Origin of the sequence: Streptomyces sp. NPDC020875 (assembly GCF_040641415.1) — a bacterium.
GTDB lineage: Bacteria > Actinomycetota > Actinomycetes > Streptomycetales > Streptomycetaceae > Streptomyces.
The window spans coordinates 1-14,963 of the sequence record NZ_JBFADP010000042.1; the positions used below are offsets into that span (position 1 = coordinate 1).

The window sequence follows — 14,963 nt, forward strand, 5'->3', positions numbered from 1 at the left end:
AGCCGGGGGTCCTCGGCGATGGCGGCGGCGGCCCGGTATTCGGCGGCGTGGGCGTTCCCGGCGGCCGCGGCGGCGTCGGCGGCCCTGGCGGCGGCCAGTTCGGCCCGGGTTTCGGCGGCGGCGGTCTCCTTGGCGCGTTCGGCGGCGGTCCGGCCGGTCTCGCGGGCGGCGTCCCAGGCCGCGACGGCGGTCTTCTCGGCGTCGCTGGCGGCGAGGGCGGCCCTGGCGGGGTCGGCGTCGGGGGCCGTGTCGTCGAGCCAGCCGGCCCGTACCGCCTCGTCGGTCTCCTGGGCCACTTCGGCGAGTCGCTGGCGGAGGTGGCCGATCTCGCTCCGGGCGCGCTGGGCGGCCGTGGCGGCGGCGGTGGCGTCCCGGTGGGCGGCCTCGCCCGCCTCCTGGAGGGTCGCGGAGCGTTCCTCCTGTTCGTTGGCGAGCCCTTCGCCGCGTTCGGCGGCGGCGTGCAGGGCGCGGACGAGGTCGGCGGCGGCCCGGGCCCGGGCGGCGAGTGCGGGCGCCGCGTCGCGTTCGGCCTCGCGGATGGCCGCGGCGACCCGGGCGGAGCGGTCGGCGGCGGCCCGGTGGCGCAGGACGGCCTCGGCGGCCTGCCAGGCGGAGTGCAGGGTACGCGCCTCGGTGAGTTCGCGGCGCTGGGCGGCGGCGCCCTTCTCGGCCGCGGCGAGGGCCAGGGAGGCGTGCCGGTAGGCGAGTTCGGCGGCGACGAGGGCGCTGCGGCCGCGGGCGTGTTCGGCCTCGGTGACGGTGTGGGCGGCGGCGGTGACCTGCTGGGCGAGGTCGGCGGCGCGGCCCCGTTCGGCACCGGCGCGGGCGAGGAGGCGCCGGGCGAGTGTTCTGGTGCGGCGCTCGGCGGCGGTATGGATCTCCCGGGTCCGGCCGCGGCGGTCGGCGGCCTCGACGATCCGGTGGAGGAGGTCGACGGAGCCCGCGGTGAAGTCGCGTTCGGCGGTGAGTTCGGCCCGGCGGCCCAGTTTGTCGCCGAAGCCGCCGACGAGGTCGGCGAGACCGTCGGTGTCGCGGGTGTCGGTGACGGCCCGCAGCAGCAGATCGGTGAAGTCGGAGTCCTTCTTGACCGCGAAGAGTCCGGCGGCCTCGCCCTCGTCGGCGTTCATCTCGCGCTGGTAGCGGAAGAGTTCGGGGTCGAGGCCGAGATCTCCGAGGTGCTCGTTCCAGCGGTCGTGGATCTCCTCCCAGTGGACGTCGAGATGGGGGTACGCCTTGCCCGCGTCGGTCAGCGCGTCGCGGAAGCCCTTCATGGTGCGGCGGCGGCCCCGGGCTCCGGAGGCGCCTTCGGCGGCGGGCCGTACGGCGGTGGACTCGGCGACCGGGAGGGAGTCGAGGCCGAGTCCGGGGCCGGGCCGGAAGGAGTACCACGCCTCGGCGAACTTGCGGGGGTCGTTGGAGACCTGGCGGCCGCGCCATTCGCTGACCTTGCCGACGACGACCGGTTCGCCGGTGAGGGTGTGCTGCCATTCCAGGGCGACATGGCCGCAGTCGTCGGCGAGCAGGAATTTGCGCAGTACGCCCGAGCTGGCGCCGCCGAGGGTGTTGCGGTGGCCGGGCAGCATCACCGAGAAGATCAGCTTGAGGAGTACGGACTTGCCGCCGCCGTTCTCCAGGAACAGGACGCCCGCGGGGGCTGGGCGGCGGGGCGGGCCGACCGGCTCTTCCTCGAAGAACTCCGCCTGGGTGGGCGCGGGGTCGGGTACCGGGTCGCCGACTCCGCGCAGATCCAGCACGGTGTCGGCGTAGCGCGCACCCGCGGGCCCGATGGAGTAGAGGCGGACGCGGGACAGCTCGTACATGGCTACGGACTCTCAGGGGTCGACTGGTCGGGGCGGGCGGCGAGAAGGCGGTACGGGCGGCCCGGTGGGTGGCCGGGCCCGGTCAGGCGTGGAAGGGGAGACCGGCGTCGGCGGCCAGTTCGAGGTCGTCGCCGTCGGGCGGGGGCAGCAGGGTGGCGGTGCCGTCGCTGACGGGGACGACGCCGAGGTCGAGGAGTTCGGCCATGGCGGCGGTGCCCGCTAGATCGCGGACCTGGAGCTGGTAGCGGGCGGTCGTCCGATAGGTGCCTCCGGCGTCGTCGCCGGTGCGCTGGAGGAAGCCGGAGTCGGTGAGGAAGGCGGCGGCCTTGCCGACGATGCCGGTGGTGGAGCCGGCGAGTCTGCGGGCGTCCTTGGTGGCTCCGGTGGCGCTGCGGCGGGCGTAGACGCGCCAGGCGGATTCGAGGCCGGGGGCGCCGGTGGCCGGGTCGGTGTTCTCCCCGGCTTCGTCGGCGCGCTCCTCCAGTCGGCGGCACGCCTGGCGGACGAAGGCGTCGACGCCGTTGACGGTGACCCGGCCGATATAGCCGTCGTCGGCGAGGTCCTCGGGGCGGGGGAAGGCCATGGCGGCGACGGCGAGATGGGCCAGTCCGTGCAGAAAGCGGTCGGCGGAGTCGGCGGAGGCCCGGCGGGCGTAGTCGCCCATCCGGACGGCGAAGACGGAGTCCTCGCCCGCGGTGACGGCCATTCCGGCGCGCGGGGAGACCTCCAGGACGACGAGTCCCAGTCCGGTGGCGACGGCGTCGGCGAGCCGGGCGAAGGCGGTGTCCTCGCGGTAGCGGCGGAGGAGGTCGGCGTACTCCGCGTCGCGGGCGGGGAGCAGTTTGGGCTGGAGGCCGAAGGAGACCAGGCGCGCGGCGTCGGCGGCGTCGGCCGGGGTGATCGCGGGGGCGCCCGGGCCCGGGGACCCCGCGGGCGCGTCGGCCGTGTCGCGCCGGGGGTCGCGCTCGATCTGCGGTTCGGTCACTGGACGGGCTCCTCGTGCGGCTGCGGGGTGCGGTGGTACGGGGCGGTGCGCTCGGGTACGGCGCCGGGGGCGCGGCGGTCCGGGCGGGGCCCGCCGGGAGTCACGCGGCTTCCGTGCGGTCGGCGGCCATCCCGGCCGCGTCGAGCAGGGCGGTGCCCAAGATGAGATCGGCGCCGCCGAATTCGGGGTCGTCGAGCCGGGTGCCGTCGTCGACGGCGAACAGCAGCCGCTCCTCGCCCTGGCGGTAGGCGGTGCCGACCGGGGGGCTGGCGGCGTGTACGGCGAGCAGGGCGACGAGATACGGCAGGTCGGGGTCCTGGCGGCGGGCGTCGGCGAGCAGTCCGGAGAGGCGGCGCGGCGCGTCGTGTTCCAGGTCGAGCAGTTCCATCGCGCGGGCGAGCTGTTCCTCGGAGAAACGGCTGTCGTCGGGGGTGGCGATGAGATCGGGCTCGGGCATCTCGGCGCCCAGGTGTTCCCGTTCGACGGGGGGTGTGAGCAGCAGCTCGACCAGGTCGCCGACCCGGACGGACGAGGGGGTGCGCAGTCCGGTGCCCTGGGTGAAGAAGGCGTCGGTGACCCTGATCGCGGATTCCAGGGGCAGCGGCAGGAGGGGTGCGACGAGCTGGCCGTAGAGGTCGAGTCCGGTGCGGGTGGTGGGCCGGGCGAATGCCTGCCGGTCCTGTTCGGCGCGGAAGAGGGGGCCCGCCTCCAGCAGCCGGGACTGGAGCTGGGTGTGGCGGCGGATGCAGTCCTTGACGATGTCGACGAGTTCGGCGGCCCGCCGCTTGTGCTCGGGGTCCTCGGCCTCGTCGCGCGCCTTGCGGATGTTGGTGAGGATGGCGTTCTCGTGGCGGTAGCGGTCGGCGACGTGGTCGAGGGCTTCGGCGATCATGTCGGGGACCGTGTTGAGCCAGTCCACCGCGCGGACGTTGCGCCGGGTGGCCTCAAGGGTGCGGCGGAGGGTCTCCGAGTACTGCACGGTGCGGTAGCGGGCCTGTTCGGCGGCGAGCTGGGCGTCGGCCAGTCTGCCCCGGCTGATCAGGACCTCCAGCTTGACCTCGGCGGCGATCTGGGCGCTGGTGACATCGGTGTCGAGGGCGCCGACGAGGACGTTGACCGCCTCGTCCGTGGTGCGCAGATAGACCGCTCCGCCGTAGCCGGGGACCTCTTCGACGAGTTTGAAGTCGTAGTCCCGGCGGGTGTAGACACCGTCCGCGCCGAAGGTGCCGTAGACCGCGCGGAAGCCGCGGTCGACGCTGCCGACGTTGATCAGGTTCTCCAGCACCCAGCGGGCGACGCGCTCGTGTTCGGCGGCGGGACGCGCGGGGGCCTGGGCGGCGACCCGGGGCAGCAGTCTGGCGATGATCTGCTCGTGGTCGGCGCCGGTGTCGAAGTCCATGTTGAGGGTGACGAGGTCGATGGCGGCGAGGGCGACCTCCGCCATCGCGTAGACCGAGTACTCGCCGGCGAGGTTCGCCTTGCGGACGTCGAGGTCGTGCAGCGGGGCGGTACAGGCGAGCGCGCGGAGCCGCCGCGCCAGCCCTTCGTCGGCGGCCGGGCCCTGCGCGGGTCGCGGCCCCGGGCTGAGCTGGGGCGGAACGGGTTCCGTCGAGGCGGGCGAAGTCACGGTGGACAGATTAGGTCCTCGCACTGACAACGGTCGAAACGGCGAAACGCGACAGTTGTCCGGATGGCGTCGCCGGACGGCGGGGCCGGGGGCCCGCTCGCCCGGCGCGCCGCCCGCGGGGGCGGTCAGAACGCGTCGGTGTCCTCGTCGGCGACGACCCGGCCGTAGACCTCCACGAGCTGGGCGCGGGAGTCCTCCAGGTAGTCGGCGAGCAGCCGCTCGGCGGCGGTCCGGTCGCCGTCGCGGAGGGCCTCGAGGATCGTCCGGTTGCGCAGGAGGTAGGGGCGGTGGAGACCGCGGGGGTCGTCCACGACGTGGAAGGCGAGGCGCAGCTCGGCCAGGACGCCGCGCATCAGTTCGTCGGTGCGGGCGCTGCCGGCCAGGGCGACCAGCTCGCGGTGGAAGTGGATATTGGCGGTGGCGACCCCGGTCCAGTCCCTCTCGTGCTCATGGCGCTCGCCGGTGGCGACGGCCGCCTCGAGACCGTCGAGGGAGTAGGGGGGATCGCCCAGGTCGTGGACGACGGCGCATTCGACGAGCCGGCGGGTGCGGTAGATGTCGGCGACGTCGCGGACGGCGAGTCTGCGGACGAAGACGCCCCGGTTGAGCTGGTGGACCAGCAGCCGTTCGTGGGTCAGCAGCCGGAACGCCTCGCGGAGCGTGTTGCGGGAGACGTTGAGGGCCTTGCCGATGCCTTCCTCGGAGAGCCGTTCGCCCGGCCGGAAGTAGCCCTCGGCGATCCGGGTGCGCAGGATGTCCGCGACCCGTTCGGCGGTGCTGGTACGGCTCAGCAGCGCCCGGTCGTCCGCGAGACCGCCCTCGGTCGCGCCGGTTCCGCTCGTTCCCCGTCCGGTTGTCGCCACAACACCCCTTCTCTCCCGTCGCGGCCGTTTCAACCCGGCGCACGGTAGCCATCGTAGAAGGACGCAACGAGCCGACGCGCCCCTTGTCGGATCGTTCAACAATCCTCTAGCTTGACGGAACAGGGTCGCTGCCGCCCCGCGGGCGGTGCCGCCCGTGCTCCGCTCCGACGTCCCATGCGCTTCTTCCTGCTGCGAGGTGCAGATGAGTACGGTCCGGGTACAGCCGACGAAGGATGGATCCACCGAGGACACCGGCGCGTTCGCCTGGTTGAGGGCGCTCGGCCCGCGCGGACGCCGCGCTTTCGGCGGTGCGTTCGGGGGCTATGCCCTCGACTCGTACGACTACTTCACGCTGCCGCTGAGCATGATGGCCATCTCGGCCTACTTCTCCCTCGACAACGGGCAGACGGGGCTGCTGACCACGGTCACGCTGGTGGTCTCCGCCGTGGGCGGCGCGCTGGCCGGGATCCTGGCCGACCGGATCGGCCGGGTGAAGGCGCTGATGGCGACCGTGATCACGTATGCGGTCTTCACGGTGGCCTGCGGCTTCGCCCCCAACTACGAGACGCTGCTGGTGTTCCGCGCCCTCCAGGGGCTGGGCTTCGGCGGCGAGTGGGCGGTCGGGGCGATCCTGGTCGCGGAGTACGCACGGGCCGAGCACCGCGGTCGTACCCTCGGCGTCGTCCAGAGCGCCTGGGCCGTCGGCTGGGGGCTCGCGGTCCTCGTCTACACCCTGGTCTTCGAACTGCTCGACCCGGACACCGCCTGGCGGGTCATGTTCTTCACCGGCGCCGCCCCGGCCCTGCTGGTGATCTATGTACGACGGCATGTGAAGGACGCGCCCCGGGTGGAGACGGCGCTCGACGGCGGTGCGCGGCGCGGTTCCTTCCCGGCAATCTTCCGGCGGGACCTGCTGCGGGTCACGCTCTTCGCCACCCTGCTCTCCACCGGCGTCCAGGGCGGCTACTACACCCTGGCGACCTGGGTACCGACCTACCTCAAGCAGGAACGCGGACTGACCGTGGTCGGCACGGGCGGCTATCTGGCCCTCCTGATCTCCGGCGCCTTCCTCGGCTATCTGACCGGGGGCTATCTCACCGACCGAATAGGCCGCAAGAACAACATCCGGCTCTTCGCGGTGCTCTCGGCGGCGGGTGTGCTGGCCTACTCGCAACTGCCCGCCGGGGAGAACGGGCTGCTGCTGGCCCTCGGGTTCCCGCTCGGGTTCTGCATGTCGGCCATCTTCAGCGGATTCGGCTCCTTCCTGAGCGAGTTGTATCCCACCGAGGTCCGCGGCACCGGCCAGGGCTTCACCTACAACAGCGGGCGGGCGGTGGGGGCCTTTCTGCCGACCCTGGTCGGCTTCCTCTCCGACAGCTGGGGGGTCGGCGGGGCGCTGGCCCTGGGCGCCGTCGGCTACGGTCTGGCCGTCGTGGCCCTGCTCGGCCTGCCCGAGACCCGGGGTCGGGAGCTGCTGTGACGGCGGAGCCCGGGCCGGGCCCGCCACCGTGTGATCACCGACCCTGACCCCCTCGGGGAGAGGAGCAACCGGATGTCCTGGGCGTCCATCGATCTCAACGCCGATCTGGGCGAGGGGTTCGGCCGCTGGCGGCTGACCGACGACCTGGCGCTGCTGTCGGTGGTGACCAGTGCCAATGTCGCCTGCGGCTTCCACGCGGGGGACGCGGCGACCATGCGGGAGGTGTGCGGCTGGGCGGCCGAGCGGTCGGTACGGATCGGGGCCCAGGTCTCCTACCGGGACCTGGCCGGGTTCGGGCGCCGGGCGATGGAGATACCGGCCCGGGAGCTGTCGGCCGAGGTCGCCTATCAGATCGGCGCGTTGGGCATCTTCGCCGCGGCGGCCGGTTCCCCGGTGTCGTATGTGAAGCCGCACGGCGCTTTGTACAACCGGGTGGTACGGGACGAGGAGCAGGCGGCGGCCGTGGTGGAGGGGGTACTGCTCGCGGACGAGCGGCTGCCGCTGCTCTCCCTGCCGGGGTCGGCGCTGCACACGGTGGCCGCGAAGGCGGGACTGCCCGTGATCACGGAGGGGTTCGCCGACCGGGCCTATACGGCCGAGGGCACCCTGGTGCCGCGGGAACAGGAGGGGGCGGTGGTCACGGACGAGGCGGCCGTGGTCGAACGGTCGATCGGCATGGCCCGCTTCGGGACGGTCACCACGCACTGCGGACGGGCCATCCCCATGCGGCCCAGGTCGCTCTGTGTCCACGGGGACACTCCGGGCGCGGTGGAGCTGGCCCGCCGGGTGCGGCGGGAACTGACGGAGGCGGGGGTCCGGGTGGAGGCGTTCGTATGAGGTCGTTGCGGGTGGGCGAGCGGGGGCTGCTGGTCGAGCTGGCGGACGGGGAGCAGGTGGGGGCGCTCCACGCGGAGTTGCTGCGCCGCCGCGCGGAGGGGCGGCTGCCGCCGGTGGCGGAGATAGTCCCCGCGGCCCGGACCGTACTGCTGGACGGTGTGGCGGACCCCGGGGGGCTGGCGATGGAGCTGGCCGGCTGGGAGCCCGCACCGCCCGTCGCCGAGGGCGCGGGCACGGTCGAGGTGCCGGTGCGTTACGACGGGCCCGATCTGGCGGAGGTGGCGGCGCTGTGGGGGGTACCGGTGGAGGAGGTGGCCGCGATCCACGCGGCGGCGGAGTTCCGGGTCGCGTTCTGCGGTTTCGCCCCCGGCTTCGGCTATCTGACCGGACTGCCCGCGCGGTACGCGGTGCCGCGCCGGGCGACGCCGCGGACGGCGGTGCCCGCCGGGTCGGTCGGTCTCGCCGGGCCCTATACGGGGGTCTATCCCCGGGCGTCGCCCGGGGGCTGGCGGCTGATCGGGCGGACCGAACTGGAGTTGTGGGATCCGGGCCGTGAACCGGCCGCACTGCTGTCACCGGGGGTACGGGTGCGGTTCGTGCCGCTGGCTTCATGACCGATCGGGCGGTGGCGGTGGTCAGGCCCGGGGCGCTGACGACGGTTCAGGACGCGGGAAGACCGGGGTACGCCCATCTCGGGGTGCCCCGGTCGGGTGCCCTGGACGCGCCCTCGGCCCGGCTGGTGAACCGGCTGGTGGGCAATCCGGCGGACGCGGCGGTGCTGGAGACCACCGTCGACGGCTGTGCGCTCCGGCCGCGCCGGGCGGTGACGGTGGCCGTCGGCGGGGCGCCCTGCGGAGTGCGGGTGGACGGGCGCCCGGTGGCGTGGGGCGCGCCGGTACGGGTGCCGTCAGGGGCGCTGCTGGACATCGGCCGGGCGACCTGGGGCGTGCGGACGTACGCGGCGTTCGCGGGCGGGATCGCGGTGGATCCCGTGCTGGGGAGCCGGTCGACGGATCTGCTGTCGGGGCTCGGGCCTCCGGTGCTCGCCGCCGGGACGGTTCTGCCACTGGGCATCCCGGGCGGGCCGCCGTCCGGTGCGGGCGGAGTAGTGCCGTGGCCGGGGCCAGCCGCCGCGCTGGTGTTGCGGATCCGGACGGGGCCGCGGGCGGACTGGTTCACCCCGGCCGCGCTGCGGGCCCTGGTCTCCGGTGGTCACCGGGTCTCCCCGGCGAGCAACCGGATCGGGATCCGGACGGAGGGCCCGCCGCTGGGGCGGGCGCGGGAGGGGGAGTTGCCGAGTGAGGGAATGGTGCTGGGCGCGGTCCAGGTCCCGCCGGACGGGCGGCCGGTGGTCTTTCTCGCGGACCATCCGACGACGGGCGGCTATCCGGTGGTCGCGGTGGTCGACGGCCGGGATCTGCCCGCGGCAGCCCAGGCGGTCCCGGGCACTCCGGTCCGGTTCGTCGCGCTGTCCTGACGCCGCCGGGCTCGTCGGACCCGTCGTCCGGGTACGGCCCGGACGGGCGGTACCGGCACGACCGGAACGGCACGTCGGAAGGGGTGGCGGGCGGCCGTCGGGCGAGGCCGGGCCGGTGGATCGCCGGGCCCTCGAAGGGGCGGGAATCGATGAAGCCGCCGGGCCCGTCGGGCACGGAGGACCGGAAGCGCCCCGAGGCAAGCCGCCGGGTGGCTCATCCGGGGTGCGCGGGGTGCTCCGGACGCGGGGGCCCGTCGGGGGTGCCGTAGCCTCCGCCGCCCGGGGTCACGACGACCAGGACGTCGCCCGGGGCGACCTCGGCCGTATCGGTTCCGGCGAGCGGGGTGACCGTACCGTCGGCGTGTTCGACCCGGTTCTCACCGAGCGCGCCAGGCGCGCCGCCCGCCATGCCGTAGGGGGCGATCCGGCGGTGGCCGGTGAGCAGGGCGACGGTCATCGGTTCGAGGAAGCGCAGCCGCCGGACGACCCCGTTCCCGCCGTGCCAGCGGCCCGCTCCCCCGCTGTCCGGGCGGACGGCGAAGGAGTCGACCCGGACCGGGTAGCGCCATTCGAGGATCTCCGGGTCGGTCAGCCGGGAGTTGGTCATATGGGTCTGCACGGCGTCGGCTCCGTCGAAGCCGTCGCCCGCGCCGGAGCCGCTGGCCACGGTCTCGTAGTACTGCACCCGGTCGTCGCCGAAGGTGACGTTGTTCATCGTGCCGGAGCCCTCCGCCTGGACGCCGAGGGCCGCGTAGAGCGCGCCGGTCACCGCCTGGGACGTCTCGACGTTCCCCGCGACGGTCGCGGCGGGCGGCTCGGGTGCCAGCATCGACCCGGGCGGTACCCGGATGTCCAGCGGTTCCAGACAGCCGCTGTTGAGGGGGATGTCCTCGCCGACGAGGGTACGGAAGACATAGAGCACGGCGGCCGTCACCACGGAGGTGGGCGCGTTGGTGTTGTCGGGCCGCTGGGGGGACGTACCGGTGAAGTCGATCACGGCGCTCCGGCGGGCGCGGTCGACCCGGACGGCGACCCGGATGGCCGCGCCGCCGTCCGTCTCGTAGGCGTAGGAGCCGTCGCCGAGCCGGGCCACGATCCGGCGGACGGACTCCTCGGCGTTGTCGCGGACGTGCCGCATATAGGCCCGCACGACATCGAGGCCGAACTGGTCGACCGTCTTGCGGAGTTCCGCGATGCCCTTCTCGTTGGCCGCGATCTGGGCGCGCAGATCGGCGATGTTGGCGTCGGGCGCGCGGGACGGGTGGCGGGCCCCGGTGAGCAGTTCCCGGGTCTCCCGTTCCCGCAGTTCGCCGTCCCGGACCAGCAGCCAGTTGTCGAAGAGGACGCCTTCCTCCTCGACGGTGGTACTGAAGGCGGGCATGGAGCCGGGGGTGATTCCGCCGATCTCGGCGTGATGGCCCCGGGAGGCGACCAGGAACAGCAGTTCGGTGCCGGAACCGTCGTAGACGGGGGTCACGACCGTCACATCGGGCAGATGGGTGCCGCCGTGGTACGGATCGTTGATCGCGAACACATCTCCGGGGCGCATTCCGTGGCCGGTGCCGTCCCGGTCGCGCCGGAGTACCTCCTTGATGGAGTCGCCCATGGAGCCCAGATGGACGGGGATGTGCGGGGCGTTGGCGATCAGATTGCCCTCGGCGTCGAAGAGGGCGCAGGAGAAGTCGAGCCGTTCCTTGATGTTCACGGAGTGCGCGGTGTTCTCCAGCCGGACGCCCATCTGCTCGGCGATGGCCATGAAGAGGTTGTTGAAGACCTCCAGCAGTACGGGGTCGACCGCCGTCCCGGCGGCGGCCTCGGCCGGGCGGGGTGCGACGCGGGTGAGCAGCAGATGGCCGCCGGGGCCGGCCTCGGCGCGCCAGCCGGGGTCGACGACGGTGGTGGCGTCGTCCTCGGTGAGGATCGCGGGTCCGGTGACGGTGTCGCCGGGGCGCAGGTCCGCGCGGCGGTGCAGGGGGACGTCCCGGCGGGCGCCTTCGGCGTGGAGGGGGACGAGGGCCCGGGGCGCGGGCGGTCGTCCCGGGTGGCCGGCGGGTGGCGGCGCGGCTTCGTCCGCCGGGTGCCGCTCCCCCGCCGCGCCGGTGGCCTCGACCGATACGGCCGCCAGGATCAGGGGTTTCGCCATGGTGAAGGCGTATCGGGCCCGGTGGGCGGTCTCGAAGGCGGCCCGCATCGCGGTGGCGTCGGCGAGCGGTACGGGCAGCCCGGAGTCCGTGCCCTCGTAGCGGATGACGACCCGGGCGCGGGTGGTGATGGACTCGTCGGGTACGCCGTCGGCGCGCAGTTCGGCCCGGGTGCGGTCGGCCAGCCGGTCGCACAGCTCCCGGACCCGGGCGACGGCGGCTCCGGTGAGTACGGTCTCCACGGACCGCTCCCGGATCGCGGTGGCGTCGGCGAGCCCGATGCCGTGCGCGGAGAGCACCCCTGCGAGGGGCGGTACGAGGACGGTGCCGACGCCCAGGGAGTCGGCGACCGCGCAGGCGTGCTGGCCGCCCGCGCCGCCGAAGGAGGTGAGGGCGTAGCGGGTGATGTCGTGTCCCCGCTGTACGGAGATCTTCTTGACCGCGTTGGCCATATTGAGGACGGCGATCTCCAGAAAGCCCGCGGCGACCTCCTCGGGGGTGTGGCCGGTCCCGGTCTCGCGGCGGACGCGCTCGGCGAGTGCGGCGAACCGCTCCCGGACGACGCCCGCGTCCAGGGGCTGGTCGCCGTCGGGTCCGAAGACGGCGGGGAAGTGGCCGGGCTGGATCCGGCCGAGCATCACATTGGCGTCGGTGACGGTCAGCGGCCCGCCCCGGCGGTAGCAGGCGGGGCCCGGGTCGGCGCCCGCCGAGTCGGGCCCCACCCGGTAGCGGCGGCCGTCGAAGTGGAGGACCGAGCCGCCGCCTGCGGCGACGGTGTGGACGCTCATCATGGGGGCACTCATCCGCACCCCCGCGACCCGGGTGCCCAGTTCGCGTTCGAACTCCCCGGCGTAGTGGGACACATCCGTGGACGTACCGCCCATGTCGAAGCCGATGACCCGGTCGTATCCGGCCAGGGCGGCGGTCCTGACCATGCCGACGACACCGCCCGCCGGGCCGGAGAGCACGGCGTCCTTGCCCCGGAAGTGGGCGGCCTCGCGCAGCCCGCCGTTGGACTGCATGAACAGCAGCCTGATCCCGGGGAGTTCGGCGGCGACCTCGTCGACGTACCGCCGCAGGATCGGCGAGAGATAGGCGTCCACGACGGTGGTATCGCCCCGGGGCACCAGTTTGATCAGCGGGCTGACCTCGTGGGAGCAGCTGACCTGGGTGAAGCCGAGGTCGCGGGCGGCCGCGGCGACCAGGGTCTCGTGTTCGGGATGCCGGTAGCCGTGCAGCAGGACGACGGCGGCGGAGCGCACCCCGGCGGCCCGGACGGCGGCGAGGCGTTCGGTGACGGCGGTGAGGTCGAGCGGGCGGACGACCGTGCCGCGGGCGTCGATCCGTTCGGGGATCTCCACGACGTGGTCGTAGACGGGAGACGGCAGCTCGATCCGGCGGTCGAAGATCCGGGGCCGGTTCTGGTAGGCGATGGCGAGGGCGTCGCCGAAGCCCTCGGTGATCAGCAGCGCGGTGGGTTCGCCGCGCCGCTCCAGCAGGGCGTTGGTGGCGACGGTCGTCCCCATCCGGACCGTGCCGACCCGTTCGGCGGGCACGGGTTCGCCGGGCGCGAGGCCGAGGATCAGCCGGATCCCGGCGACGGCGGCGTCGCGGTACCGCCCGGGGTCGTGGGAGAGGAGTTTGCGGGTGACGAGCCGTCCGTCGGGCCGTCGCCCGATGACATCGGTGAAGGTGCCGCCTCGGTCGATCCAGAACTCCCAGCGCCCGGTCATATCCCCATTCTGAACCGGCGGGGGTGCCGCCGTGGGTCTTTCCGGCCCGGCCCGGGGCGGCGTCCCCGGCTCCGGCTCCGGAACCGGAACCGGAACCGGCGCCGGGTGATCACGTAGGTCCGTACGGCACAGCCGGGGCAGGGTGCGCGGACGCGCCTTGGGGGCCGGTCGCGGTCGGCGCGTACGGCCGGGGAGCCGGTACGGAGCCGGTTACGGACGCGGCATACGGCGTCGCGGCCGACCACCGGGCCGGGAAAAGAGCGGAGCCGGTCGGCGCGTACGGCCTCACGGCGGCCGGATACGGCACCCGTACCCGGGGCCGGTCACGAAGCGGACGCGCGGACGGCGCGCGAACTCGCACCCGGCGGCGCGGCGGGGCCGCCGCGCGGTGATGGTCGTACCGGCGGGGTTCCGCCGCCCGGCGGGTTCGGTGCCGGGCGGCGGGGCGTACGACGGGTGCGACGGGTACGACAGCGGGTCAGTGCGGCGGGCCGTCCGCGGCCATCCGGCTCCGGACCACCGTCTGGACCTCGGCCTCCTCCGCCGGATCGGCGGCGAGGCGACGGAACCGTTCCGCGACGCGGAGGTCGCCGGTCGCGGCGTGGTGGGCGGCCACCTCGCGGGTGGTCTCCTCGCAGTCCCACAGGCATTCCACCGCGAAGCCGGTGGCGAAGGACGGGTCGGTCGCGGCCAGGGCGCGGGCCGTCCGGCCGCGCAGGCAGGAGGACGCGGTCTCGCGGTAGACATGGCGCAGTACGGGAGCGGCGCAGCCGATGCCGAGCCGGCCCGCGCCGTCGACCAGGGTCCAGAGCAGGAGGGAGTCGGGGCCCTGGGCCCGGACGGTTTCACGGAGGGCGCCGAGCACGAGCCGGGCGTCGTCCGCCCCGCCCCGGCAGGCGAGCACCCCGGCGGCGGAGGCGCCGAGCGCGTCGGGCCGCTGGACCCAGCCGCGGGCCCGGTCGACGGCGGCCTCGCCGCACATCCGCTCGAACGCGGCGACGGCCGCGTCGGCGACGGTACGGGAGCCGGTGGAGACCGCGTACTCGATCAGGTCGAGGACGGCGGGGTCGCCGCGTTCGGCGAGATAGTGGAGCGCCGCGGAGCGTGCGCCGTCGGCGCCGTCGCGCGCGGCGACCAGGACGGCGGGCCGGTCGGCTTCACCGGCGACGGCCGCCAGGCAGCGGGCCGCCGGGACGTGCAGGGGCGTGCCGCGCTCCTGGCCCTGGTCGGCCCAGTCGAAGACGGACTGCACGCTCCAGTCGGGCCGGGGGCCGGAGGGCCGCATCTGGCGTTGCCAGCGGTCGAAGGAGCCGGCCTCACTGGCGGCCCGCACCCGGGCCCCGACGTCCTCGCGCGGATCCTGGGCCCAGAGCCGCCAGGGCCGGGGCTCGAAGGCGTCACGGACGGCGGCGGCCAGTTCGGCGTCGCCTTCCGGTCCGGCGGGGAATCTGGCGAGTACGGGCTCGGCGAGGGCGCGCAGCCCAGCGTCGTCGTCACGGAGCGCCAGCTCGTCGAGCGCCCACTCCCAGTTCGACCCGCGGGCGGCGTAGTCGCGCAGCAGGGCGAGGGCGTCGGGCCGGCCGTAGGCCGCGAGATGGCCCAGGACGGCGAGCGCGAGCCCGGTCCTGGACTCGTCGGTGTCGAGGACGTCGTCGGCGTCGGACAGGTGGCGCCGGATCTCCTCCAGACCTCCGTGGAGGTCGAGGTAGAGCCGGGCGTAGTAGAGGGAGCGGTTCTCGACCTGCCAGTCGTGGCGGGGATCGTTCAGCACGCAGTGGTTGAGGGCGGCGAGCGCCTCGTCGCGGGGGGCGGCGAGGGCGTGCAGCGTGCCGTCGCCGCGGCCCCTCTGCAACAGGCCGAGCAGGGTACCGCTCGGCGCTATGACTGGATCGAACATGGGGAAAGCCTCACATCAAGCTCTCGACGCAACCGGGGACGGAGATGCCTAGGCCGCGCAACAGCCCGGGGAACCGGCCGTCGCCTGGTTCGTCCTCCACGCA

The 14,963-nt window shown here is 74.3% G+C and carries 9 protein-coding genes and 1 pseudogene; 4 read left to right on the plus strand and 6 right to left on the minus strand.

What is annotated here, in order from left to right:
• The 4 genes and pseudogenes from AB0G74_RS23440 to AB0G74_RS23455 form a co-directional block, all read right to left on the minus strand.
• Positions 1-1,820: pseudogene (locus AB0G74_RS23440) on the minus strand (hypothetical protein); the annotation flags it as partial.
• Between the two features lie 82 nt (positions 1,821-1,902).
• The gene (locus tag AB0G74_RS23445; RefSeq protein ID WP_361149436.1) at positions 1,903-2,805 is read right to left on the minus strand and encodes a hypothetical protein; all 903 of its coding nucleotides are present in this window, start codon (positions 2,803-2,805) and stop codon (positions 1,903-1,905) included.
• Positions 2,806-2,905: 100 nt separating this feature from the next.
• Entirely contained in the window at positions 2,906-4,432 is a 1,527-nt protein-coding gene (locus AB0G74_RS23450) for a hypothetical protein (protein ID WP_361149439.1), read from the minus strand.
• A gap of 125 nt (positions 4,433-4,557) precedes the next feature.
• Positions 4,558-5,295 carry a GntR family transcriptional regulator gene (locus AB0G74_RS23455; RefSeq protein WP_361149442.1) on the minus strand — a complete coding sequence of 246 codons (738 nt, stop codon included), beginning with the start codon at positions 5,293-5,295 and terminating at the stop codon, positions 4,558-4,560.
• Positions 5,296-5,497: 202 nt separating this feature from the next.
• Here AB0G74_RS23455 and AB0G74_RS23460 point away from each other — a divergent pair, with 202 nt between their 5' ends.
• From AB0G74_RS23460 to AB0G74_RS23475, 4 genes are all read left to right on the plus strand, one after another.
• Positions 5,498-6,775, plus strand: a complete 1,278-nt coding sequence (locus tag AB0G74_RS23460; protein ID WP_361149444.1) for an MFS transporter — start codon at positions 5,498-5,500, stop codon at positions 6,773-6,775.
• A gap of 72 nt (positions 6,776-6,847) precedes the next feature.
• Positions 6,848-7,612, plus strand: coding sequence for a 5-oxoprolinase subunit PxpA (locus tag AB0G74_RS23465; RefSeq protein ID WP_361149447.1), 765 nt, complete (start codon positions 6,848-6,850; stop codon positions 7,610-7,612).
• The gene (locus AB0G74_RS23470; RefSeq protein WP_361149449.1) at positions 7,609-8,226 is read left to right on the plus strand and encodes an allophanate hydrolase subunit 1; all 618 of its coding nucleotides are present in this window, start codon (positions 7,609-7,611) and stop codon (positions 8,224-8,226) included. The genes AB0G74_RS23465 and AB0G74_RS23470 overlap by 4 nt, the downstream gene beginning before the upstream one ends.
• Positions 8,223-9,089 carry a biotin-dependent carboxyltransferase family protein gene (locus AB0G74_RS23475; RefSeq protein WP_361149452.1) on the plus strand — a complete coding sequence of 289 codons (867 nt, stop codon included), beginning with the start codon at positions 8,223-8,225 and terminating at the stop codon, positions 9,087-9,089. The genes AB0G74_RS23470 and AB0G74_RS23475 overlap by 4 nt, the downstream gene beginning before the upstream one ends.
• 214 nt (positions 9,090-9,303) lie before the next feature.
• On the opposite strand, the gene AB0G74_RS23480 is transcribed toward AB0G74_RS23475, so the two are convergent.
• On the minus strand, positions 9,304-12,963 hold the full coding sequence (locus AB0G74_RS23480) for a hydantoinase B/oxoprolinase family protein (RefSeq protein ID WP_361149455.1): 3,660 nt from the start codon (positions 12,961-12,963) through the stop codon (positions 9,304-9,306).
• A gap of 478 nt (positions 12,964-13,441) precedes the next feature.
• Positions 13,442-14,860 (minus strand): HEAT repeat domain-containing protein, encoded by a 1,419-nt coding sequence (locus AB0G74_RS23485; protein ID WP_361149458.1) that lies wholly within the window; start codon positions 14,858-14,860, stop codon positions 13,442-13,444.
• Positions 14,861-14,963 lie beyond the last annotated feature (103 nt).